General features: G+C 43.5%; 21 protein-coding genes. 14 read left to right on the top strand and 7 right to left on the bottom strand.

Going from position 1 to position 23,540, the window contains the following annotated elements:
* Positions 1-6 precede the first annotated feature (6 nt).
* Entirely contained in the window at positions 7-909 is a 903-nt protein-coding gene (locus ABQ275_RS07485; RefSeq protein WP_349317659.1) for an AraC family transcriptional regulator, read from the bottom strand.
* A gap of 185 nt (positions 910-1,094) precedes the next feature.
* Between ABQ275_RS07485 and ABQ275_RS07480 the strand changes: the two genes are divergently transcribed.
* The 6 genes from ABQ275_RS07480 to ABQ275_RS07455 all read left to right on the top strand — a co-directional run bounded on the left by ABQ275_RS07480 (position 1,095) and on the right by ABQ275_RS07455 (position 8,859).
* Positions 1,095-1,979, top strand: a complete 885-nt coding sequence (locus ABQ275_RS07480) for a sugar phosphate isomerase/epimerase (RefSeq protein ID WP_349317658.1) — start codon at positions 1,095-1,097, stop codon at positions 1,977-1,979.
* Between the two features lie 19 nt (positions 1,980-1,998).
* The gene (locus tag ABQ275_RS07475) at positions 1,999-3,165 is read left to right on the top strand and encodes a mandelate racemase/muconate lactonizing enzyme family protein (protein ID WP_349317657.1); all 1,167 of its coding nucleotides are present in this window, start codon (positions 1,999-2,001) and stop codon (positions 3,163-3,165) included.
* Between the two features lie 25 nt (positions 3,166-3,190).
* A complete protein-coding gene (locus tag ABQ275_RS07470) occupies positions 3,191-3,676 on the top strand; it encodes a VOC family protein (RefSeq protein WP_349317656.1) in 486 nt (161 codons plus the stop codon).
* Positions 3,677-3,679: 3 nt separating this feature from the next.
* Positions 3,680-4,630, top strand: a complete 951-nt coding sequence (locus ABQ275_RS07465) for an NAD(P)-dependent oxidoreductase (protein ID WP_349317655.1) — start codon at positions 3,680-3,682, stop codon at positions 4,628-4,630.
* Between the two features lie 124 nt (positions 4,631-4,754).
* Complete coding sequence (locus ABQ275_RS07460) at positions 4,755-5,627, top strand: ThuA domain-containing protein (protein WP_349317654.1); 873 nt, start codon at positions 4,755-4,757, stop codon at positions 5,625-5,627.
* Between the two features lie 43 nt (positions 5,628-5,670).
* Positions 5,671-8,859: a PVC-type heme-binding CxxCH protein gene (locus tag ABQ275_RS07455; protein ID WP_349317653.1), complete on the top strand. Its 3,189-nt coding sequence runs from the start codon at positions 5,671-5,673 to the stop codon at positions 8,857-8,859.
* Positions 8,860-8,918: 59 nt separating this feature from the next.
* Here the strand turns inward: ABQ275_RS07455 and ABQ275_RS07450 are convergent, their stop codons facing one another.
* The gene (locus ABQ275_RS07450; protein WP_349317652.1) at positions 8,919-9,860 is read right to left on the bottom strand and encodes an alpha/beta fold hydrolase; all 942 of its coding nucleotides are present in this window, start codon (positions 9,858-9,860) and stop codon (positions 8,919-8,921) included.
* Between the two features lie 246 nt (positions 9,861-10,106).
* Between ABQ275_RS07450 and ABQ275_RS07445 the strand changes: the two genes are divergently transcribed.
* From ABQ275_RS07445 to ABQ275_RS07430, 4 genes are all read left to right on the top strand, one after another.
* Complete coding sequence (locus tag ABQ275_RS07445) at positions 10,107-10,433, top strand: VOC family protein (protein ID WP_349317651.1); 327 nt, start codon at positions 10,107-10,109, stop codon at positions 10,431-10,433.
* Between the two features lie 337 nt (positions 10,434-10,770).
* A complete protein-coding gene (locus ABQ275_RS07440; RefSeq protein WP_349317650.1) occupies positions 10,771-11,754 on the top strand; it encodes an aldo/keto reductase in 984 nt (327 codons plus the stop codon).
* A gap of 64 nt (positions 11,755-11,818) precedes the next feature.
* Positions 11,819-12,235: a cupin domain-containing protein gene (locus ABQ275_RS07435; RefSeq protein ID WP_349317649.1), complete on the top strand. Its 417-nt coding sequence runs from the start codon at positions 11,819-11,821 to the stop codon at positions 12,233-12,235.
* Positions 12,236-12,349: 114 nt separating this feature from the next.
* Entirely contained in the window at positions 12,350-12,655 is a 306-nt protein-coding gene (locus tag ABQ275_RS07430; RefSeq protein WP_349317648.1) for a hypothetical protein, read from the top strand.
* A 17-nt stretch (positions 12,656-12,672) separates the two neighbouring features.
* Here the strand turns inward: ABQ275_RS07430 and ABQ275_RS07425 are convergent, their stop codons facing one another.
* Positions 12,673-13,671 carry a YncE family protein gene (locus tag ABQ275_RS07425; protein ID WP_349317647.1) on the bottom strand — a complete coding sequence of 333 codons (999 nt, stop codon included), beginning with the start codon at positions 13,669-13,671 and terminating at the stop codon, positions 12,673-12,675.
* A 202-nt stretch (positions 13,672-13,873) separates the two neighbouring features.
* On the opposite strand from ABQ275_RS07425, the gene ABQ275_RS07420 reads away from it, so the two are divergent.
* From ABQ275_RS07420 to ABQ275_RS07405, 4 genes are read left to right on the top strand one after another with little or no spacing between them, the layout of a single operon-like run.
* A complete protein-coding gene (locus tag ABQ275_RS07420; protein ID WP_349317646.1) occupies positions 13,874-14,548 on the top strand; it encodes a response regulator transcription factor in 675 nt (224 codons plus the stop codon).
* On the top strand, positions 14,545-15,828 hold the full coding sequence (locus tag ABQ275_RS07415; protein WP_349317645.1) for a HAMP domain-containing sensor histidine kinase: 1,284 nt from the start codon (positions 14,545-14,547) through the stop codon (positions 15,826-15,828). Before ABQ275_RS07420 ends, ABQ275_RS07415 begins: the two co-directional genes overlap by 4 nt.
* 55 nt (positions 15,829-15,883) lie before the next feature.
* Positions 15,884-17,095 (top strand): TonB-dependent receptor, encoded by a 1,212-nt coding sequence (locus ABQ275_RS07410; protein ID WP_349317644.1) that lies wholly within the window; start codon positions 15,884-15,886, stop codon positions 17,093-17,095.
* Positions 17,085-18,287 carry an outer membrane beta-barrel family protein gene (locus ABQ275_RS07405; RefSeq protein ID WP_349318791.1) on the top strand — a complete coding sequence of 401 codons (1,203 nt, stop codon included), beginning with the start codon at positions 17,085-17,087 and terminating at the stop codon, positions 18,285-18,287. The genes ABQ275_RS07410 and ABQ275_RS07405 overlap by 11 nt, the downstream gene beginning before the upstream one ends.
* Positions 18,288-18,299: 12 nt before the next feature.
* Here ABQ275_RS07405 and ABQ275_RS07400 read toward each other — a convergent pair whose 3' ends face one another.
* From ABQ275_RS07400 to ABQ275_RS07385, 4 genes are all read right to left on the bottom strand, one after another.
* Positions 18,300-19,448: an NAD(P)/FAD-dependent oxidoreductase gene (locus tag ABQ275_RS07400; RefSeq protein ID WP_349317643.1), complete on the bottom strand. Its 1,149-nt coding sequence runs from the start codon at positions 19,446-19,448 to the stop codon at positions 18,300-18,302.
* Positions 19,449-19,546: 98 nt separating this feature from the next.
* Positions 19,547-19,750 (bottom strand): hypothetical protein, encoded by a 204-nt coding sequence (locus ABQ275_RS07395; RefSeq protein ID WP_349317642.1) that lies wholly within the window; start codon positions 19,748-19,750, stop codon positions 19,547-19,549.
* 32 nt (positions 19,751-19,782) lie between these two features.
* Complete coding sequence (locus ABQ275_RS07390) at positions 19,783-19,986, bottom strand: hypothetical protein (RefSeq protein ID WP_349317641.1); 204 nt, start codon at positions 19,984-19,986, stop codon at positions 19,783-19,785.
* 151 nt (positions 19,987-20,137) lie between these two features.
* Complete coding sequence (locus ABQ275_RS07385) at positions 20,138-23,509, bottom strand: ThuA domain-containing protein (RefSeq protein ID WP_349317640.1); 3,372 nt, start codon at positions 23,507-23,509, stop codon at positions 20,138-20,140.
* Between the last annotated feature and the right edge of the window lie 31 nt (positions 23,510-23,540).

Below are 23,540 nucleotides of genomic sequence, written 5' to 3'. Positions count from 1 at the left end.
AAATACTTAATCCCCCGTAGGCCGGAAACTGGGCGCACTGACATTACTCTCTACAAGTGCTTTACGGTATTCTCTCGGAGACTTCCCCTGGTAAATTTTGAACTGCCTGTTAAAGTAGGAGATATTGTCAAACCCACAAGCATAGCATATTTCAGATATGCCGTTTTCTGTTCCTATCAACAACCTCGTAGCGTGACTAATCCTTATCTCATTTACAAATTGCGAGAATGTTTTACTGGTTCTTCTTTTGAAGTAACGGCAAAAGGCGGCTTCGTTCATGCAGGCCAGAGAAGCGGCAGATTTGCTATCTACATGAGTAAGATAATTTTCCAATACATATTTAAATACGGATTCCAACTTTTTCGAATCTACATCCTTATAGTGTATCTTCCTGGGATCTTCTGTTAGTAGTTGTACATTTTCCCTGCTTCCTTGCGACAACTCATCCAGGATCTGTAAAAGTATAATCAGGTTTTTCATTTGCTGATTTGCCTGAAATTGAAAAAACAACTTATTAACAGCAGCCGGTATTTTCCTGAATTTTATACCGGATTCAGATAACTGCATCAGGTCTTTAATCTTTCTCAATTCCAGTTTATCAAAGAAGTCTTTGCCAATAAAATCTTCTGTAAACTGTACTATAATAGCGTGCGCTATTTCGTCAGTTCCCACCGGTGAACTGCTACTGCAAAAACAATGGACCAACCCCGGACCAAACATATATATCTCTCCCTCATTGTAATTCATCACTTTGTTTCCCGCATACATTTTACCGGAACTTTTTACAATCAGGATCAACTCGTGCCCATGATGAAAATGAAAAGTATTCGTGAAACGCGGTTGACAAAATTCTTTAATGACAAAACTGGCATCTTCCGGAGTAGATATATGTCGGTAAGAAACTTTCATAACCTAATGTCTTTATTTTTAGTACACTATTTATTTTCTAATGCAAAAATTCAGTATTATGGTAAATATAGTATTGATATATTGCAAATGGAGTACTTTTATTTAAATGGAAGTCTGAATAAGTTTGTAAGACAACGATTTTACCTGCGTAAAACTATTAAGCCACTTTTATATATTAATGCGTTATGGAGCTAGCGATACACAATTGGATGCGGTCTGAAACTATAGAAACTACTATACGGCGGGTTGCTGCGCTTGGATATACCAAACTTGAAATTGCCGGAAACCCCGAACAGTATGATACGAAAAGCATCAGAAAACTGATGCAGGATCATGGTCTGTCCTGCTGGGGGTCTGTAACATTGATGTTGGGAGATCGCAACCTGCTTGCCAGGGATGAGGCGCAACGTGCAAAATCGGTGCAATATGTGAAAGACGTAATAAAAATGGTAAAGGAATTGGATGGCCATATGGTGTCTGTTGTGCCGGGTACCGTTGGAAAAATTGTGCCCGATGGAAGACCCGATGAAGAATGGGGTTGGGCCGTTGGTGCCATGAAAGAAATTTACGACTATAGCGAGGCTGCAGGCATATTGATAGGCATCGAACCGATCAACAGGTTTGAAACCTATTTCATCAACAGGGCTGATCAGGCACTGGCGTTGGCGCAGGCTGTCGGACCAAATTGTGGTGTTTGTCTGGATACCTTTCACATGAATATCGAGGAGGCGGATATGTTTGCCGCGATCAGAAGAGCCAAGGGTAAACTGATAGGTTTTCATGTGGCGGACAACAACAGGATGGCGCCAGGAATGGGTAACCTCAACTGGCCCAAGATCGTAGATACATTGCGGGAAATAAACTATAACGAAGTGCTTTCCGTGGAATTTTGTGCCCCACTGGATCGTACGCCGGCCAATCCTTATCCGGATTCTATTGATAAAAACCCGGAGAACTTATCTGCAGAGCAGGAGCAATTCCTGGTGGACCATGGCAGCGCCTCTGTTACAGAGGAGTTTTATACCATGCTGACTACCGAATCATTTAATACTTTATCAAAACTTATTTAAAGAAGTCAACTGCTAACAGATGAAAATAACTAATGTAGAGGCATTTTGGTTACGCTGTCCCGTTCCTAAAGAAAAGCAACATACGTCAGACTACGGATTATTGGTCAATTTTGACATGACGCTTGTAGTGATAACCACAGAAGATGGTCTGCAGGGATTTGGAGAAGCCAAAGCAGCGGTTGGGTCTTCCGGAGAATGTGCCTCCATTGTAACGTGTATTGAACATGAGCTGAAGCCGGTTTTACTGGGTAAAGACGTAAAAGACATTACCCGCCTTTGGGAAGAAATGTATAATGGTACACGGGATCATTATGCCTTGTCAAGAGGACGAAAATTCCCTATCCTTGGAAGAAGGGGACTCACGGTATCTGCCATGAGCGGCATTGATACCGCCTTATGGGATTTGAAAGGAAAAATGTTCAATGTTCCGGTAATGGATTTGCTGGGCGGCGCCTGTAGGGATTCAATGCCGGCATATGCAAGTGGAGGTTGGGCAGATGCAGATAATATTGGCGCGCAATTGAATGGTTATGTTGACAAGGGTTTTGGGGGCGTCAAGATGCGCGTTGGCGTGATGGACAAAACCGTACAAAACAGTATTGAAAGAGTAAAAGCAGCAAGGGCAGCTTTAGGACCCGATATTAAATTGATGGCCGACGCGCATGGAACCTTTAGTGTTCCGGAGGCCAAACAATTTTGTCGGGGGGTAGAAGATTGCAACTTATATTGGTTTGAAGAACCCATTAGTCCCGATAACAGACGAGGCACAGCAGAAGTGAGGACTGCCACACATATTCCCATCGCTGCAGGCGAAAGTGAATATACCAGTTTTGACATTCATGAATTGTTGGAAATAAGGGCGATTGATGTAATACAGCCGGATATTGCTATCATTGGTGGTATTTCGGAAGCGATGCGCGTAGCGCACCTGGCAAGCGTGTATCAACTGGAACTGGCGCCGCATTGCTGGGGTTCTGCCTTTTCTTTTATGGCGGGACTGAATGTAGCATTTGCATCGCCTTCGGCAACTATCATTGAGTTTTCCTCAGGAGGAAACCCTATGATGTATGAGCTGGTGAAAGAGCAGATTACGGTTACAAATGGTTCGATCCCCGCTCCCACTGCTCCAGGATTAGGCGTAACGCCGGACTGGGATTTTGTACGGGAGTTTAAACAAAAAGTTTAGAAGTGGTAATTGTAAATAATTATTTATGGCCAAAGCACTTAAAATTAATCACGTAACACTGATTGTAGACAATCTGGAAAAAGCAGGTAATTTCTATCAGCATGAATTAGGCCTGGAGCCGCTTGCCGCATTCCGGTTTGACTACCCTGTTATGTTTTTCAAGTTCAATGAAGAGCAACAATTGCATATCTCCGAATGGGAAGACCGCACCTCCTTCCGTGGGCATATCTGTGTGCAGGTAGACGATTTTAACAGTCTTTTCTTTCGTATGAAGGAACTGAATGTAATTGATATAAATCCCTGGGGAAAGGTGAGAAAACTGCCTGACGGGGCCATGCAGATGTTTGTACGTGATCCTGCCGGCAACCTGGTGGAAATTTCCTCTGTACCAGGAGCGGAAGTCGATCCCCGGATATTTACGGATGAACTCTATGAAGAAGGGTTGTATATTTCAAATAGAAATGACTTCAGAGGGTACAGATCTGATGATGCCACTTTATATCATAAATAACAGATGAGAAAAAACGTATTGCTGCTCGAAACCGTTGCAGATGAAGCATTGGCCATCCTTCAGAAGAATGTGAATGTATTCACAGGATACGATGAAGTCAGTTTAAAAAACGTTCTGAACAAGGAGGACATCCATGCCATCATTACAAGAGGAAAGGGCTTGATCAATAAACCCCTTATAGATGCCTGCCCGCATTTACAGGTGGTGGCCAGATGTGGCGTAGGGTTGGATAATGTAGATGTGGGGGAAGCAACGGTAAGAAAGATCATGGTGATCAATGCACCCGGCAGTAATGCAGCAACGATTGCAGAACATACCCTGAGCCTGATGCTGATGCTGATGCGTAATATGTATGAATCGGTTGCCCAGGTTAAACAAGACAACTGGAATTGGCGCAATCAATATACAGGAGATGAGCTGAACGGCAAGACCCTTGGCATCCTGGGAATGGGAAATATAGGAAAACGTGTAGCACGGATTGGAGAAGCTTTTGGAATGGAGGTACTGTATTGGAGTAAGTCTGTTCAGGACCTGCCTTATAAATACCGGACGATGGAAGATGTATTACGGCATTCAGACGTAGTGAGTCTCCATCTCCCTTTCAATAACGAAACAGATAAGATCATAGGAGAAAAGCAACTGGGCTTAATGAAAACAGGTTCGTTATTGATCAATACAGCAAGGGGCGCGCTTATTGACCATGCAGCATTACTGCAGGCATTAAATGCACAGGCGATTTCGGGGTTTGCTGCGGATGTACTACCTGAGGAGCCACCGGTTCAGCATCTCCCGATTGTACATCATCCGCGGGCCATCATTACACCGCATTCCGGCAGCCTTACGGCAGCCACGTACCGGCAGATATGCCTGCTCACGATAAACAATGTAGTAGCAGTGCTGACAGGTGAGCAACCTGAACGCAATAGCATATATAACCGCGAGGCGCTTCAATGATTAGCAGTCTATTATTCTATACGCTGATGCTAAATCCAAATTCAGGTAGGGCATCGCTTCGTTAATATTATACCCGTCATGCTTCCCGAAATGTGTCAGGTGGTAACCTATAATCTTTGTTTAAATGAAAAAATTATTCGTTTGTTTATTGTTCCTGGTAAGTACCGGCATTACCTGCACCGGCTTACTCTTTGCACAATCTTCCAAAAAGGGTAAAAAGCCGCTGGTTGTTTTCGTGACCGGTGATCATGAGTACAGCGGTGAAGAAACACTACCGTTAATAGCCGCCGGGCTGGAGAAAGACTACGGTATGAAAACGATCGTTCTCAAGGCATCCCCTGATTATAAAAGCGAAGAAAACATTCCGGGCCTCGACGCATTAAAACATGCGGATCTGGTCGTTTTCTATTTGCGTTGGCGTAGGCTTCCCCCTGAACAACTGGCCTATATCGAAGCTTACTTGAAAACCGGCAAGCCTGTTATGGGTTTCCGTACAACCACGCATGCATTCAATTTTCCTAAAGGACATCCCAGTGAAAAATGGAATGCCTTTGGAGAATTTGCATTGAATGCTCCTCCGGGATGGGGCGGCGCAGCAAAGCATACCCATTACGGACATGAGAGTAGCACAGATGTACACATCATCCCTGAACAGGCGGGCAATCCTATACTGACAGGAGTGGCAACAAATTTTCATGTTCGCTCATGGCTATACCGCGTTTTACCGGATTATCCCGTGAAAGGTTCTACCTGGTTGCTGATGGGGAAGGCTGTAAATCCTGATAAAGAAGCCATCGAAAATCCGGTTGCCTGGACCGGCATCAATTCTTTCGGCGGCCGGGTTTTTATGACCACACTGGGCCACCCGGATGATTTCAGACAGGAGCCTTTTCAGCGCCTGGTGATCAACGCCATTCATTATGAATTGGGTCTCAAAGTTCCGAAAAAATGGAAAGGCAAAATGGATATCCAGGTGCCCTACCGCGAGACGAATTAAGTATATAACGCTTCCTTATTCAGGCAAATTTATCTAAGATAAGATGTCCAGACTATTAAAAATTGGCATTTATGCACCGCTTATTCCCATGTTATGGGCGATAATGATACTCGATGCGTGTAAATCCAAAGGACCCGCTCCGCTTACTATTTCCGGGTCATCACATATTTCCCTGATCGGTAATAACCTGGGATCGAGAATGATAAATTATGATAATTTGGAAACGGAGTTATATGTCCGTTATCCGGATTATAAATTACACATCCGCAATATGTGCGATGGTGGGGAAACCCCTGGGTTCCGGCCACATTCCGGCAGAAATTCTCCATGGGCGTTTCCGGGTGCGGAAAAATTCCATCCCGTACTGGACCACCAGTTTCAAACGATGAATGGGCAACCCGAGGGGCATTTTGAGACGCCGGATCAATGGTTAACCAGGCTCAAAACAGATGTGATCATTTCCTTTTTCGGCTATAATGAATCATTTGATGGACAAGAAGGACTGGCCAGCTACAAAGCGGAATTGGATGCCTTTATAAAATGGACGTTGAAACAAAAATATAATGGTACCTCGGCGCCGCAACTGGCCATTGTTTCGCCAATCGCTTTCGAGGACCTGTCTGACAAATATGATCTTCCCGATGGCCGGAAAGAAAATAAAAACCTGGCCTTGTATACCCAGGCCATGAAAGAAGTTGCTGAGCATAACAACGTACTGTTTGTTGATGCGTTTACACCTTCAAAAAAATGGTATAAGAATACTAAGGAACCTTTGACCATTGACGGCTCACAACTGAATGAAGAAGGTTATAAAAAGTTAGGACATTTATTGGCAGACCAGATTTTCGGAAAGGTTTCTCCCAAAGCAGCAACGAACAGAAAACTGGTGAACGACGCTGTAATGGAGAAGAACTGGATGTGGCTCAACGACTTTAAAATCCCTAACGGCGTGCATGTATACGGTCGCCGGTATAATCCTTATGGACCAGATAATTATCCTGCCGAAATAGAGAAGATCCGCGAGATGACAGCTATCAGGGACACAGCGGTTTGGATGGCAGCTTCGAAAGGAACGAAAATGGATATTGCTGCTGCCGATAAAAATACCAAAGTATTACCTATCGTTAAGACCAACTATAATCCTGCTAAAAATGGTAGTCTCCGGTATCTCAGCGGGCAGGAAGCACTAAGCAAACTGAAAGTACCAGCGGGTTACAAAATTGAGCTTTTTGCTTCAGAAGAGCAGTTCCCAGACCTGGCGAAGCCCATGCAGATGTCATTTGATAATAAAGGCCGGCTGTGGGTTGCGGTGATGCCGAGCTATCCGCATTATAAGCCGGGAGATGCCAAACCCAATGATAAAATTATTATTTTTGAAGATACGGATGGTGATGGTAAGGCCGATAAACAAACGGTCTTTGCGGATCACCTGCATCTGCCAATCGGTTTTGAGATCGCGGCAGAAGGCGTATATGTTGCCCAGGGAACCAATCTTAAATTGTTGACAGATACCGATGGTGATGATAAGACTGACAAAACGGAGATCTTGCTCAGTGGATTTGATGATCACGATACCCATCACAGCAGTCATGCATTTACAACGGATCCTTCAGGAGCAATCTATTCAGGAGAAGGCGTCTTTCTTCAAACGCATGTTGAGACTTCCTATGGAACCGTTCATGCATCTAACGGCGGCTTTTACAGATATGACCCACGACGCAGGAAACTGGAACGTACTGCACAACTTTCTATTCCAAACCCATGGGGTATTACGTTCGATGACTGGGGACAGCCTTTTTTTGCAGAAACATCCAGCCCGGATGTACGTTGGATGCTTCCCGGAACAGTGCTGCCTCTATATGGTCAGGCTACGCATAAATCGATCCAGCTGATTGAAGATAAACATAAAGTACGGCCAACATCGGGCCTCGAATTTGTATCAAGCCGCCATTTTCCGGATGAGGTGCAGGGAGACTTCCTGATCAACAATACCATCGGGTTCCTGGGAACGAAAGAACATACACTACAGGATGATGGAACAGGCTATAAAAGCCATCATCGTATGGATCTGCTGGTAAGCGGAGATCCCAATTTCCGGCCGGTAGATATGGAGTTTGCCCCCGATGGATCCTTATACGTGATCGACTGGCATAACATTCTGATAGGACACATGCAGCATAATGCACGGGACCCGCTGAGGGATCACTCCCGTGGAAGAATATACCGCATTACTTATCCATCAAGACCATTGGTAAAACCAGCAAATATAGCGGGAGCATCTATAGAAGAACTCCTGGACAACCTTAAATTGCCGGAGTACAGGACCCGTTACAGAACCCGCCGCGAACTGAGAGGACGCGATGTTTCAGAAGTACTGGCCAAACTGAAAACCTGGGCTGCTAACCTGGATAAAAATGATCCGGGATACGAACATCACTTGCTCGAAGGTCTATGGGTGAGCTGGGGAATGGATAAAGTAGATCAGGACCTTTTAAAGCAGGTATTAAAAGCCAAAGATTATCATGCAAGGGCAGCGGCAGTACAGGTAGTCCGCTATACAGGACATCAGGTTCCTGACCAGGCAGATTTGTTGATGCAGGCGGCAACAGATGAAAATTCCCGCGTGCGACTGATGGCTATCGTGGCTGCTTCCTGGATCGGCAAGGAGAAAGGTCTTCCCATTTTAGCAGCAGCTAAGAAAATGCCCCTGGACGAATGGATGATTCATGCATATGAAACTGCAGTAGCGCACTTGAATGGAGAAAATGTGAAAAAGGAAGAAGAGAAAGATGTTAATACAACTCTGAAAGGTACCAACCTGGCACTGTTTAATCAGGGAAAGAAAATTTATGCCATGGAAGGATACTGTAACACATGCCATCAGTCAGACGGCAAAGGGCTGCCTGATTCTGGCTTCCCTCCTCTTGCCGGCTCCGAATGGGTAAAAGGAAACGATGAACGGCTGATCAAGCTGGTTATGAAGGGAGTTTTGGGTCCGATGGAGGTAAACAATAAAATGTATACCGGCCAGGTTCCCATGACGCCTTTTGGCGGGTTACTGAAAGATGATGAGATGGCCGCTGTGTTAACCTATGTCCGGAATTCATTCGGGAATAAAGGGACGGCTATTTCTCCTGAAAAAGTAAAAGAGATCAGGAAGGCCATAGAAAGTAAAAAAGATTTCTATACTCCTGAGCAACTGCTGAAAGAGCATCCAATGGAGAATAAATGACCGGTACCTGGCTCTTAAAATAGATAGTACCGGCATTATCTAAATTTCCCGCAGCGCCTCTAAAATGAAGGAGGCGTTGCATTGAGATCGGAATCCAGGAAATCATTGATCATGGGTGTCAGCCAATCCGTCCGTTGCATCATGCCTATATGGGTTGTACCCGGTATAATGGCCAGGCGGGATGTAGGCAGCCCGTGTATATCTCCCATTTTTCCACCACCTTTGGCGCGAAACAGCTCCAGTGCATGCTCATATCGTACACCATCGGCATCACCAATGGCCATGAATATCGGAGCCTTTATGTTTTTTACATCCTTGGACCAATCATAAGGCTTCAGGTCTATACTGATAACCTTCTTTACAAATTCCGGAAAATGGGCAGGATCGTTTCCAAGACTGTCGTATTGTTTTTGTATAGGTGAGCCTTTGAACATATCTGCGGTGATAGTAGCAAAACTAGCCTCTACATCAGGCCACCATCCATCATGCGAATAGGTACCTGACAACACCACGAGCCTGCGTACCTGCTCAGGATGTCGCACGGCTACCTGAAAGGCTATTCCGCCTCCCATGCTATATCCTAAAATGTCTGCACTATCTATTTCGAGGTGCCTGAGCAAGCCCGATACATCGTCTGCCATACCTTCGTAGCTAAATTTGCGGGATATATCCCTTGTGCGGCCGTGGCCCTGCATTTCCGCTACTATCACTTTCCGGTTTCTGGCCAACAATGGTATGATATGCGACCAATTCAACGGTATATTCATATAAGAGCCATGCAGTAGGACTATCGGCTTACCTTCACCATACACTTCGTAGTACATTTTTAGGCCGTTGACATCTGCATAACCAGTTTCGGCGGGTTTGATATTTTTATTTGTTGTTGTGTCTTGAGATGCAGTAGCAGTTTGTTGGGTTTCTTTTTGCTGCGACCCGCAGGCCAATGCGATTATAACAATCATAAGCAAAAGACAAGTCCGGATTACAATACGTTTGTTCATATGGTGCAGTTTTACTACAACACAAAGTTCGACAACAATTCCATGCCAGTTGGTATGTATATGCGACAATTAAGAGGGGTAACTGCGACATATAAAACGGTGCATCCTTTTTAAAGATCATCAGAGAAGAAACAGATGTAGTCAAATCTATAGCCAGATTTTCGTCTGTGTAAGTCATCTATATTGTGCATTTATACCCTTAACTTTATATTCAAAGTAAATTCAACCACTTTTAAAGGGAACAAAATGAAATCAGTAGAAATTATCATGCTTCCTGTAAAGGACAAACAAAAAGCGAAAGAGTTCTATCTGAAACTCGGCTTCCAGGTAATTGTGGAGGCGCCGGCAGCACATGGTGAAACCTGGATACAGATGGGTTTGCCAGGTAGTAATACCACCATATCTTTTGCCGGTTTTCAGGGTGTTATTTGTGAAACTGATAATATTGAAAAAGAAATTGAAAACCTGAAAAACAAAGGAATAGAAGTTGGAAAGATTGATGATACTTCCTGGGGCAAATTTGCATGGTTAAAAGATCTGGATGGGAATAGTTTTTGTCTTCACCAAAAATAAACTGCTTTGCTACGGATTAATTAAGCAGCCGGTATTCATTGGGGGTGTACCCTGACCCTGCATGTTGTTTCCCCTCCTGAAATGTTATGGATAATTGAACCCCAAGCTGATGTTATCCATAATGTGTACTGCTTTGTACCCAATTCAAAATTATTACCTGATCTGCTATTTGCACTACTCAAACTCCTGAATCAGTGATATTGGTAGATAATACCGTAATCGGTATACCAACCTGTTAAAAAATAGATGCGACCTTTGCATCAGTGAAAGCGGAAAGCTCCCTACTTAACAAATCTATTAAACAAATTGTTAATCAATTAATTAAAACATCGCAACTATGAAATATAGAAAACTGGGAAACAGTACCCTTGAAGTTTCTGCCATCGGTTTAGGTTGCATGGGTATGAGTTACGCCTATGGGGAGACTCCTGATAAAAAAGAAATGATTGCCCTGATCCATTCGGCCATAGACCGTGGCGTAACTTTTTTTGATACCGCCGAGATGTATGGACCTTTTACAAACGAGGAATTACTGGGCGAAGCATTGGCGCCTTACCGGGATCAAGTGGTGATTGCCACCAAATTCGGCATTAAAATGCAGGATGGCAAACAAGTACAGGATAGCAGTCCACAACAGATCAGGAAGGCGGTAGAGGGCTCGCTGAAACGCCTGAACACTGAATGCATAGACCTCTACTACCAGCACCGTGTGGACACTACGGTGCCAATTGAAGAGGTAGCTGGTCTGATAAAGGACCTGATCAGCGAAGGAAAGATCAAACACTGGGGACTGTCAGAAGCGGGTGTACAGACGATCCGCCGCGCCCATGCCGTACAGCCGGTTACCGCACTTCAAAGCGAATATTCGCTCTGGTATAGAAGGCCGGAAGAAGAACTGATCCCAACACTGGAAGAATTAGGCATCGGATTTGTGCCTTTCAGTCCGCTTGGCAAAGGCTTTCTTACCGGAAGGTTTAACAAGGATTCCAAATTCGGCAGTTCGGACTTTCGGAGTATCGTACCTCGTTTCACACCAACAGCACTGGAAGCCAACCAGTCATTAGTAGATCTGTTGAAAAAGGTTGCTGGTCAAAAGAATGCCACACCCGCACAAATTGCCCTGGCATGGCTACTGGCGCAAAAACCCTGGATCGTGCCTATTCCCGGCACCACAAAACTTAACCGGCTGGAAGAAAACATCGGCGCAGCAGATGTCCAGCTTTCCGCAGGCGAATTAATTGAAATTGATACTGCATTAGACAAAATAAAAGTGGTAGGCGATCGCTATCCCGAAGAGCTTGAGAAAAGGACAGGATTGTAAAACTTTCATCCTATCTGGTGGTGAAATTTCCACCAAAACTACACAAGATTTAAAAACAATAAAAATGGCAAGAACAGAAAACGAAAATGCAATTTTCCCGAAGGGAGAAAAGGCTCCGGCAGATTATTTCACCGGCACCGCCTGGGTAAATATCTTAGTTCCGCAGGACCAAACAGGCAGCTACTCTATTGGTGATGTTGTGTTTGAACCAGGCTGCAGAAATAACTGGCACACGCATCCAGCCGGGCAGACCCTGCTGGTAACAGCAGGCAACGGATATTACCAGGAAAAAGGGAAACCTGCAAGATTACTAACTAAAGGCGATGTTGTGAAGATCCCGTCTGATGTAGAACATTGGCATGGTGCCACCCACGATAGTTACTTTACACACATCGCCATCAGCAACATCACCAAAGAAGGTGCAGTAAAGTGGTTACAGCCTGTAACCGATGAAGAATATAACAGCGTACATAAGAAATGATAAATGAAAATGCAGGTATCTAACTGAAACTCATACTACAATCTTCACCAGGCATAATTTTGCAGCAGATTCAAAGAAGCAGGAATCCGTTATGATTAGCTTACATTTGTAATTATGGCAAAAGAAAAAAACAAACCCGTTTCAGTAAGATTCGATTTGAAGATGCTGGAAATATTGAAGGAGGAAGAGAAGATAGATACCCCTCAGCAAGCCTTAAATTTCCTGTCAAAATTCTGGGAAAATAACCGGCCGGCGACGACTGATTTTGCAAATGATTTTAAGAAGCTCAAAACGATTGAGCCGGCTATAAAACCGGTTATAAAAGAAGAGAAAGGAGCTGCAACAGCCCACCCTTCAGGGTTATCAGGAATAGACCTGCTTATCTGGAAGGCCGAGCAAAGGGAGAAAAATGAGGAATAGAGATCTCTTGAACATCATCATCTAACCACCAGTACTTTAAAACTGCCTGGAATAACATCATATCTTCCGGCGTCATTTTTCTTATCAGCAATATTTGCGACAGATAAATAAATGGTATTGGTCACCTCATCCAATGCCAGCGTCCTTGCACCTTTTACTGTAACAACAGCTTTCTCTGCTTGAAATTTGTTATTCCCTGTTTGCTTAATTACGCTTAATGTACCATCTGCACAAGATGCATAAATAGTTTGGCTTTGTGCATTATAGGCAACCCCATCACAATCTTCTCCTATTGAAATATTGGCTATGATCGAATTATTACCGAGCTGAACAACCAGCAATTTTGCATTGCCGCAACCAACAAATAAAAGTTTATTTTTAAGGTCAATAGCCAGCCCTGTAGGACCTTCGCCTGCAGGTAGTAATTTTATTCTCCCCTTTACCTTAAATGTTTTGATATCAACAATAGCTATTTCGCTTTTGTCCTCTATATTAACATATATGTTACCTTCAAGATCAGATACCAGTGCTTCCGGTTTTCCTCCAATATCTATAGTCGCTTTAATCTTCATGGTAACCGGGTCTATCACGGAAAGGCTATTACTTCTCCCATTGCCGGTAATAATTGTTTTACTCATGGGTTCAAAAATGATAGCATCAGGATTATTACCCGTTTTAATCTTTGAGCGTACCTGTTCATTTTTCGTATCAAATACCACTACATCATTCTCTCTGCCATTACTGATAAACCCTTTCCCGGATTGAACATCGAGTGCTATGCCATGTACACCGGAAAGGTCTTTAATAGCAGCCAACTCTTTGCCCGTCTTTTTATCAATAACATTTACCTGGTCACCATGCGACACATACAGTTTGTTATCAGGCCCGGAAGTGAGATAGTCCCACCAGCCATCCCCCTGTAAAGAGAATGAATCCACAACTTTCATCCTGCTTTGTGCCTGCAAAAGTGAAGGGAGCAGCATTATAGCGATCAAAGAGAATTTTAGCAATTTCATCGGTTTAATTTATAAAGATTGAAAGATCAGAAGTCATTGTCTATACCACGGGGCGCGGTGCTGAAGCCACCAAGGAATATCAGTTACAAATATATTTCCCGATTCTGTTGAAATTCTAAAGTTTTACCGGCAGGATGCTGCCCTCCTGCTTATGTACCTGTTAACTTTAAAAAAATTCAGAATTCACCATTACTTTTGAAATATGAAAGTACTCATCATTGAAGACGAAATACAGCTGGCAAAGAGTATTATCAGCTATCTATCCGGAGAAGATTATATATGTGAGCATGCGGAAAGCTATCAGCAGGCATTGGATAAGATACATATATATGAATATGATTGTATAATGGTCGATCTAATGCTACCAGGCGGAGATGGTATAAACCTACTGGATGAGATAAAACAACAAAATAAACATGCAGGTATCATTATTATCTCTGCAAAAGATGCTATTGAAGATAAGATAAAAGGACTTCAAACAGGTGCAGATGATTATATATCCAAACCATTCCATCTTTCTGAACTGGCAGCCAGGATCTATTCCGTTATCAGAAGAAGAAAATTCAATAATAGTAATATTATTCAACATCATGAATTAGCAATAGACCTGCTGGCTAAAACGGTACATATAAATGACAACCTCGTAGTGCTCACGAAGAAAGAATTCGACCTGTTGATATATTTCCTTGGTAATCAAAACAGGGTTATCTCTAAAAACGCCCTGGCAGAGCACCTTTCAGGAGATATTGCTGATATGCTGGATAACCACAATTTCGTATACGCGCATATAAAAAATCTGAAAAGGAAATTAAGCGAGTCGGGCTGTGCTAATTATCTCAAAACAATTTATGGTACAGGATACAAATGGGAAATATGAGTAAGTTACTTAACAAATCAATGAAGGCATTTATCATGTATGCCGGGATTGTACTGGCTTGTAGTATTCCCGCCTATTATGCTATTATAGACTTTATATGGGAACATGAATTAAAAGAGCATAACCTTATTGTCAGTGAAGCCACCAAACAGAACCTTCACTCACTCTCCCTTTCAGACACTGAGCTAACCGAAAGCATTTTACTCTGGAATAAGCTGCGGCCTGAAACGCAGTTACAAATGGTGCCGGCATTAAAGCCGGACTCTATCTACAATACATACAGGAAAAACAAATACATTCCCGCAAAAGGATGGGACAGATTCCAGGGGCTGATTACTTATTTCACCATCAATGGAAAAGTGCTTCGTCTCACGCTTGAAACCAATATGGAGGAATCCCATGAAACAATTATCGCTATTGCTGCCGTCACTTTTATCTTTTTTCTGATCCTGCTTGGCGGTCTCATTTTTATTAACAGAAAAATATCAGAAAAGCTATGGCGGCCTTTTTACAATAGTCTTCAAAAGATCCAGTCTTTTGATCTTCATAAACAATATGCCATCCATTTTGAGAAATCGGGAATTGAAGAATTCGAAACACTCAATTATCATCTTGACAAGTTAATAGCAGGTAATATCAGGGTATACAAACAACAAAAGGAATTTACGCAAAATGCATCCCATGAATTGCAGACACCTTTAGCCATTATTAAATTCAAGCTGGATTTGTTGCACCAGAGTAAACCGATTACAGGTGAACAGTCTGAAATCATTGATCAGGCGCATCAGGCATTGACAAAAGTCTCCCGGATAAATAAAAACCTGTTACTATTAGCCAAGATGGAGAACAGCCAGTTTTCAGAAAAAGAACCGGTTAATCTGTCAGCATTGATACAAAATTACTACCCATTACTGGAAGACTTTGTGGAAGACAAACAATTACAGGTAGTCCTGCAAATACAGCCAGATATAAAATTATCGGGGAACAAAGTACTTGTAGAAATTCTGCTGACTAATCTTTTTTTGAATGCCATCCGGCATAGCACCCAACAGGGTTCAATCTGCATCAGGCTTACAGAAAATATCCTGGAGGTTTCCAATAAAGGCATGGCCCCGCTGGACGAAAAAATGATCTTCAGGCGTTTTGGCCCCTCCTCCCCCAACACAACCGGAACCGGACTGGGATTGGCTATTATCAAACAGATCTGTCATTTGCATGGCTGGCAGGAAAGCTATCGCTTTGAACAAAACCATCATATTTTTAAAATCGAATGGACATAATTCGAAATTCCTTCTAAATCACCTTTCATCTTTGTGTATATAAAGTTTACACTGGATGAAACGACTGATGATCCTTTTTCTATCGATACTGCCTGCTGTCATGATACAGGCGCAAAAAAATGCCGCTACTGTTTCCGGCTTGGTGAAGGATGCAGCCCTTAAAACGGTACTCCCTTTTGTGAATGTAACGTTGCATAAGTTGCCGGATAGCACTTTTATTACAGGCACTATCACCAATGAAGCGGGTATCTTCAGTATTGCCTCTCTGGAAAGCGGTCAGTTCCTGCTAAAATTTTCCTACATGGGATATACCAGCAAAGGGCAATCCCTACAAGTAGGGCAACTCAGTAATTTCCTGGATATCGGTAGTATAGAACTAGCCACCACCAGCGTCTCCATAAATGAGGTAACTATCCAGGGCAAACAGGACGCAGTTACAGAGAAAATGGATAAAAAAACATTTTCAATATCCAATAATATTACCCAGACAGGTGGTTCTGCAATAGAAGCCATGAAAAATCTTCCGGGTGTCACAACCGGCCCGGATGGAAAAATCCTGTTACGAGGCAGTGATAAGGTAATGATACTGATAGATGGTAAACAAACGGCGCTTACCGGTATTGGCGGGCAATCCGGCTTGGATAACATCCCTGCTTCTGCGATAGAAAAAATCGAGATTATCAATAATCCCTCCTCGAGGTACGATGCGAATGGAAATGCCGGCATCATCAATATCATCTATAAAAAAGAAAAAAAAGAAGGTTTAAATGGTAAAATAGGCATCAGCACCGGGCTCGGGGCATTATGGGAAAAGAAGGCCAATTTGCCGGATATTAGGCCACAATATAAGGCCACACCAAAAATCAATCCTTCTCTTTCGCTAAACTACCAAAAGAATAAAGTCAATCTGTACTTGCAGGGGGATAATCTTTATACCCACACACTAAACAAAAATGAGTTTACAGAACGGATATACAGTCATGGAGACAAGATAATACAGCAAGTGAAAAGAAACAGGACCACCAATATCATTACCGGCAAAACCGGTATCGACTGGCAACCCGATAAAAATAATACCATCGCTGTTTCCGCCTTATTTAGCAGTGAAAAAATATTAGACCGCGGAGATGAACCTTTTTTCACAATAGATCTTTCTGAAAGAAAGCGCCTATGGCAATTCCTGGAAGATGAACTGAAAACTACGGCCACTTTTTTCTGCAGGTTGGCAATACCAATTCAAACAGCCGGGCCGCACCCTGAACGTTAACCTGAATTATACTTTTCACCGGGAAGATGAAAAATATTTTTTCACTAACATCATGCCGGCCTACACAGGGCTGGATTCCTTTAAGCTACTTTCCGATGAACATGTAACCGATCTGAATGCCGATTACATACATCCATTGAAATACGGCCGGTTCGAGGGAGGGGTTAAATTCCGCCGCAGATATATTCCTACCAATATGCAGTTCAAACCGGGCCTCCACTCTCCGCTCGACACCAGTGCAGGAGGCTGGGCCAACTACGGCGAAATTATACCGGCCGCTTACGGTCTTTTTGTATTTGAAAACAGGAATTTGGAAATAGAAGCCGGTATGCGTATAGAATATGTAGACCTCAGGTATGAAGTGAATCCTCAGCACAACACCTATAAAAGCGATGGATACCACTATATTCAGCCTTTCCCCAATGTACGGTTATCCTACCTCATCAATGATCAGCATAAACTATCCCTGTTTTATAACCGCAGGGTTGATCGTCCGAATGAAGTAGATATCCGCATTTTCCCTAAATATGATGACGCAGAGATTATAAAAGTCGGCAATCCTGAACTCAGACCACAATTTACCAATACATTTGAGCTCGGATATAAAACCAACTGGGATGATGGCTTTCTTTATCCGGCGATTTATCATAAAAGGATGGATGCCACTATCACACGCATAGCCAGTGTTGTAAACGGGAGTAATCTTATCTACAATGTTTTCCAGAATGCTGGCAAAAGCTATACTTCAGGGATAGAAATAAGTATGACACAACGGCTGACCGAATGGACCAGTTTTAACGTTAACCTGAATGGATATCAGAATATCATACATCCTTTCACTGTTGTTAATAAATACCCGGAAGAAAGCATTTACACGGCACCCCGACAGGAAATGCTTTCCTGGAATGCCAAATTCAATACCCTGTTTCAGCTACCACATTTAACAGAAGTTCAGTTGACAGCGATCTACCTGGCACCTGACATTATCCCACAGGGTAAAATATATGCCCGTTTTTCAATCGACCTGGGTGTAAAAAAGAAGCTGGGGAAAAATGAATTCTTTTTGAATGCTACTGATGTCGCCAATACTTTGCGTATCAAAAGAGATATCACTGGTACTGACTTTCAATATACAAGCACCGATTACCTGGAAACACAGGTTATACGTATAGGGTATAGTTACAAGTTTTAGTTTTAGCGGTTATCAAACATCACTTTCCCGAAACATTTCCTGTTTAGCGATATGCCTCACAATTTTCTGTGCATCTAAAGCGATCTCCCGGATTTGACCCGTTGGACTGACCCAATAACCACAGAAATACAAACCATCTTTGCCAAAATATTTTTGCTTATTTGCACATAATTGTAAATCCGAGAAGCGACGCTTGTCAACATCAACTATTTCAGCATAGTCCCGGTAATACCCAATACCGGCAACAATAGCATCAAAAACTTCTTTTTTATCATCCTTGAAATGAATGGTTGCGCCTTCGATGTAATCAATATCACCATAAATTTTTATGTGCCCTTTCCGGATATGTTGAATTGTACCAATGTCCAATACGGGTGCTTTACCATCTCTGCAGATTTCTTCCAGTGGGCCGTATGACATTTTTCTAAGCCCCAGTTTGGTAAGATCACCTATTAACCATTTCATAAGAGGGGCGCTGATAGTATCAGCTACATGCGGTGGAAGGCGGCTCATTAATAAACTTAGCCTGAGTACAGGAATGCCCCATACATCCCGTGGAATTACATTTACAGGAGAGCGGACTGCCATCGCAGGTATTGCACCCTGCTCATATAAATCCATGGCAATTTCACAAGCCGAATTACCAAAACCTACTACCAATACATTTTGTCCTTTAAAGTCTTTGCCTGTTCTGTATGCATGGCTATGCAGGATTCTCCCGGTAAATGTTTCCATGCCTTTAAAGTGGATGGGTTTGGGCTTACCATAAGCTCCAGTTGCCATTATCAGGTATTTTGATTTGAACAAGCCGTCAGTTGTTTCCGTCATCCAATAGTCCCCTTCTTTCTTCACTGATATCGCTTCGGTATTAAAAACCGGGTTGATATTAAATTCCTTTTGATAATCATCTAAGTAATCCACTACCTGTTGTCTGCTCGGATACCGGGGTATGCTGCTTCCAAATTTTTTATAAGGGAGATTTGAAAATATTTTGCTTGTATGTAAATGCAGGCGGTCGTAATGATTACGCCATGGGCTGGCAACCTGGCCTTGTTTTTCAATAATGATATATTCGATACCGTGTTTATACAAAGAGGCAGCGGAAGCCAAGCCAGAGATGCTTGCTCCGATAATGAGCGTATTAGTCTGCTTCGTTAACATAACAGTGCTGACCTGACCGTCGTTTTATTAAACTGTATTCAAATTACAAAAATCCAACCAGCACTACTAAAGCCGGAATGTTAAATCCACCGCTCAGATTAATCTTCTCTGACTAATTTTATATCCATAAAATGCTGCCAGTTTTTCCCATCAGTGGATTGTTCCCATATACCCAAAAACACCTTGTTTCCCTCACTAAAACCACCATTAAACCGTAATGTTTCTCCAGTGAAAGTCCATAGGTCACCCACCAGTGTAGCCGTCATAAATCCTGAATTACCCAGGTTATCATAATGCTGCATGGTGTAGATATTGGCCGCTTTATCATAACCAATTATTTCAAGGGTTTCGTTTTTTCATTACCCATTAACACCGCTACTTTATGCTGCAAAAAGAAACCGCCAGGCAACCATTCATAGTGATCCGTTCCTTTGATGTTAATTTCAGGATTGTTGCTGGTAGGTAATATGCGGCCAATAGTATTCCATTTACCGACAAAGTTGTTTAAATGGTGATAGGCTATTTCTTTTTTTTCCATGCTTTAATAACAGTTTAAAAAGAATTTATCAAGATAATTCATTCTGCTCAGATATTGACGAAGTGGATCAGCTATACCTGTTTATAAAAAGTAAAGAAGCCGGCTCATCTGATTGAGCCAGCTTCTTTTTGAAAAGAATAAAACAACGTGGTTATTTTCGTTTATCACTACCCGCCAGAAAGGTAAGCCGGGTGATAATAACTGTCAGGCTACTTTTGGTGACGCCGGGTGCTTTCAGAACAAAATAAAGATGGTGACGGCCCGTGGTCGCTTTAAGCGGGATGCGTACCGGCTTCCCTTCAGTAAAGCTGCCCTTTCCCGGCACCAGTGAAAGCGGCGTGCTTACCAGCATACCATCCGGTGTATCGAGATGTAATTCAAGTGTTCCACCAATGGCCGGCGAAACCTCCATGTCGATGCCTGTGATACCTGTCAGATCTATGGCATTAAACCCTACATATGCTTCAGGGCCGTAAAGCACAGCCAACTCCGATACTACACCCGGTACTTTTACGCGCATAATATTACGAACTTCATCTGCCTCCGCAGCTGCCAGCACAGGCGATTTTAGCACTATAGTTTTTTCTGCCGAAAGCGGTGGTAATCCATGATAGCCACTATCTGTATAAGCTGCTTTCAGTACAAACACGCCATCTGTTTTTCCGGCAACTACGCTGGTAGTATAGCTTCCTTTTAAAGGTAAAGAAGGAGGCAGGCGTTTTGCCAGCCCTAAAATATAGCTGATCATTTCATTGGCTTTAACGGGCGGCAGATCAGGATGCGCACTCATGGCTGCATCTCCCCAAACGCCACTGCCACCATGAATAACCTTTTGAACAAGGCGCTCCGTTGCATGGGTGTCCTTTTTATACTTTTCTGCGATGGCATTAAAAGAGGGGCCAATAGATTTTTGGTCAATCGCATGACAGGAATAACAATCACTTGCATTTAATACCATTCCTCCGTAGATATCCATTTTGTCTTCCAGTTCATGCATACGGGAAGGATCGGGATCACCCAGCAGTGGTGTGTATCCTTCTGCCAGGTAATGAATGCCTACCTGTGCACGTTGCGAGCTTACACCACCGTAAACACTATCTTCCTTATCGCTGATCGTTACCTCATAATTAAAAGTACCGCCAGGGAAATAGAAGCTGCTATTGCCCTTTGTGATATTGAGCGCAATCTGTGGTGGCTCATTGCCGGCCGTGAGCCGTACCTGTGCGCTGTCCTGCGCACCTTTTGCGTCTGTCACGGTTAAGGTAGCCGTGTATATGCCTGGTTCGTCCAGGGTAAAGGCAGCCGCTTCAGTGGTGGCTGTCTGTGTTTTCCCGCTATTGTCTGCACGTACTTTCCAGGCATAGGTGAGTGCATCATGATCAAAATCCTTTGTACCGTGGGAAGACAAGTTTACTTTGAATGGGACTGCGTTGCTTGTGGCATCTGCGGTCACTTTCACCACAGGCGTGCGGTTGCCTCCATTGTATACGATCTTTACCAACCGCGCATCATCGTTCGCCCGGAACCAGCCTTTCCCATATTCAAGCATATACAAACTCCCATCCGGTCCGAACTTCATGTCTATCGGGTTACTGAAAGTATGACCTGGCAGAAATCTTTCCATCGACTTGTAATTTCCTTCTGCATCCATCGTTACCACATTTATCCAGCCACGGATCCAGTCAGTGATAAACCATTTTCCTTCATAGTAATCCGGGAAAACATGCGGAGCGTTCTTAAAGTCTGACCGATGAAACACGGGGCCACCGGTAGCGCAGCGGGCGCCGCTACCCATCAAAGGAAATTCCTTTGAGGCACTGTAAGGATACCAGATAAAAGCTTTTTGCGCCGGCGGCAGTGTTTTCAACCCTGTGTTGTTAGGGGAATTATTCACCGGGCCGGCGGGATTGAAGGGGTCACCGGATTTACCCGTAGCAAAATTATATTGCCAGTAGGCCTTGTTATCTGCAACAAAATAAGGCCATCCATAGTTTCCCGGTTTACGGATCTGGTTAAATTCATCGTATCCTTTTGGACCAAGGCCAGTGGAGTCATCATTAGCATCTGGTCCTACTTCACCAACGTATAGCCAGCCTGTTTTGCTGTCCATCGTAATACGCCAGGGTTGCCGGTGTCCCATGGAATAAATTTCAGGAAGCGTCCCCGATTCCCCTTTTGGAAAAAGATTCCCGGCAGGAATGGAATAGGTACCATCAGGCTCGGGGTGAATACGCAATATCTTTCCACGAAGATCATTGGTATTACCGGCGCTACGTTGTGCATCCCAGTCTTCTTTTCCTTTACGTTCATCAATAGGTGCATATCCCCATCCGCGCGGACTGCTATTATCACCGGTGGTGATGAAAAGATCACCACTCCCTTTTACATCGAAGAGCAGACCGCCGCCTGTATGGCTGCCATCGAGGATCTGTTTGGGAATCTTCAGCAATATTTTTTCGCTGCCCATGTCAAACATCCCTTCTTTATTCAATGTATAGCGGGACACATGAAACGCGGTTCCTCCCGGTTGCGTATAATACACATAGATCCACTTGTTGGTGCTGAATGCCGGGTCGAGCGTAATACCCAGGAGTCCATCCTCATATTTGCCGGACACGGGTAATGTGCCTATAATTTTTGATTGTTTCGCCTGTTGATCGTATTCGATAATTTCGCCTCTCCGCTGTGCAAAAAATATCTTACCATCATCTGCTATTACGAGATGTATAGGCTCGTTCAGTTTCTCCATTAAGATCTCTTTATGGAACCTGTTTTCTTCCGGGAGGGCTTTTGAATAATCCAGCGTTACCGGCTTATCCGCCCCCATCGCATAATACAGGCCGCCCCATAATATTTTCAGAAAAACGGGGTTACTGTAAGCCGCAGTGGTGTGTCCCATAGCCATATAAAAAGAACGGCCTCCATCAAAATCATGATACCATACCGCGGGATGATCAGCGCCCATCTTTCCACCTTTGTAGGTTTGCTCATCCAGTGCAATCAGTGTTTTTATACCGGGGTTCACGATAGTAAAATCATAGAACTCATCTTCCATCGTAAAATGATCAGGAAGCGAATCTGTAGCAGGATGGTGCTGATCTTTTACAACGTATGTACCCTTTTGTACATTGGGATCTGCCGGATGACTCAGAAAGTAGGCACCAATAAGCTGCCCGTACCAGGGCCAGTCGCGCTCAGCATCGGTAGGGGCATGTATGGCTACAAAGCCCCCACCTGCCTGAATATACCGCTGAAAAGCTGTTCGCTGCTCCTCATTAAAGAGTGCTCCTGACGCCTGCAGGAATACCACCGCACGGTAACGTTTCAGGTGCTCTTCATTAAAATTGCCGGCGTCTTCTGTTGTATCCATTATAAATCCTTTTTCCTGCGCCATCTTACGGAGGGCTACCAGTCCGGTATCAATAGCATCAATATGCCTGAAGCCAGCTGTTTTGGTAAACACCAATATCCTGGCTGGTGGTGCATCCTGTTTGCAGGCTGTTTGCATCACACATGCTATCATCAAAAATAAAATAACAATCAACGGTGATCTC

Source organism: Chitinophaga sp. MM2321, assembly GCF_964033635.1.
In the GTDB taxonomy this organism is placed as follows: domain Bacteria; phylum Bacteroidota; class Bacteroidia; order Chitinophagales; family Chitinophagaceae; genus Chitinophaga.
The sequence above is the reverse complement of the archived record's forward strand: the minus strand, read 5'-3'. Positions and strand labels throughout refer to the sequence as shown.

Coding starts and splice junctions, on each gene's coding strand:
- ABQ275_RS07485 (WP_349317659.1), bottom strand. CDS start 909: ATGAAAGTTTCTTACCGACATATATCTACTCCGGAAGATGCCAGTTTT.
- ABQ275_RS07480 (WP_349317658.1), top strand. CDS start 1,095: ATGGAGCTAGCGATACACAATTGGATGCGGTCTGAAACTATAGAAACT.
- ABQ275_RS07475 (WP_349317657.1), top strand. CDS start 1,999: ATGAAAATAACTAATGTAGAGGCATTTTGGTTACGCTGTCCCGTTCCT.
- ABQ275_RS07470 (WP_349317656.1), top strand. CDS start 3,191: ATGGCCAAAGCACTTAAAATTAATCACGTAACACTGATTGTAGACAAT.
- ABQ275_RS07465 (WP_349317655.1), top strand. CDS start 3,680: ATGAGAAAAAACGTATTGCTGCTCGAAACCGTTGCAGATGAAGCATTG.
- ABQ275_RS07460 (WP_349317654.1), top strand. CDS start 4,755: ATGAAAAAATTATTCGTTTGTTTATTGTTCCTGGTAAGTACCGGCATT.
- ABQ275_RS07455 (WP_349317653.1), top strand. CDS start 5,671: ATGTCCAGACTATTAAAAATTGGCATTTATGCACCGCTTATTCCCATG.
- ABQ275_RS07450 (WP_349317652.1), bottom strand. CDS start 9,860: ATGAACAAACGTATTGTAATCCGGACTTGTCTTTTGCTTATGATTGTT.
- ABQ275_RS07445 (WP_349317651.1), top strand. CDS start 10,107: ATGAAATCAGTAGAAATTATCATGCTTCCTGTAAAGGACAAACAAAAA.
- ABQ275_RS07440 (WP_349317650.1), top strand. CDS start 10,771: ATGAAATATAGAAAACTGGGAAACAGTACCCTTGAAGTTTCTGCCATC.
- ABQ275_RS07435 (WP_349317649.1), top strand. CDS start 11,819: ATGGCAAGAACAGAAAACGAAAATGCAATTTTCCCGAAGGGAGAAAAG.
- ABQ275_RS07430 (WP_349317648.1), top strand. CDS start 12,350: ATGGCAAAAGAAAAAAACAAACCCGTTTCAGTAAGATTCGATTTGAAG.
- ABQ275_RS07425 (WP_349317647.1), bottom strand. CDS start 13,671: ATGAAATTGCTAAAATTCTCTTTGATCGCTATAATGCTGCTCCCTTCA.
- ABQ275_RS07420 (WP_349317646.1), top strand. CDS start 13,874: ATGAAAGTACTCATCATTGAAGACGAAATACAGCTGGCAAAGAGTATT.
- ABQ275_RS07415 (WP_349317645.1), top strand. CDS start 14,545: ATGAGTAAGTTACTTAACAAATCAATGAAGGCATTTATCATGTATGCC.
- ABQ275_RS07410 (WP_349317644.1), top strand. CDS start 15,884: ATGAAACGACTGATGATCCTTTTTCTATCGATACTGCCTGCTGTCATG.
- ABQ275_RS07400 (WP_349317643.1), bottom strand. CDS start 19,448: ATGTTAACGAAGCAGACTAATACGCTCATTATCGGAGCAAGCATCTCT.
- ABQ275_RS07395 (WP_349317642.1), bottom strand. CDS start 19,750: ATGCAGCATTATGATAACCTGGGTAATTCAGGATTTATGACGGCTACA.
- ABQ275_RS07390 (WP_349317641.1), bottom strand. CDS start 19,986: ATGGAAAAAAAAGAAATAGCCTATCACCATTTAAACAACTTTGTCGGT.
- ABQ275_RS07385 (WP_349317640.1), bottom strand. CDS start 23,509: ATGATAGCATGTGTGATGCAAACAGCCTGCAAACAGGATGCACCACCA.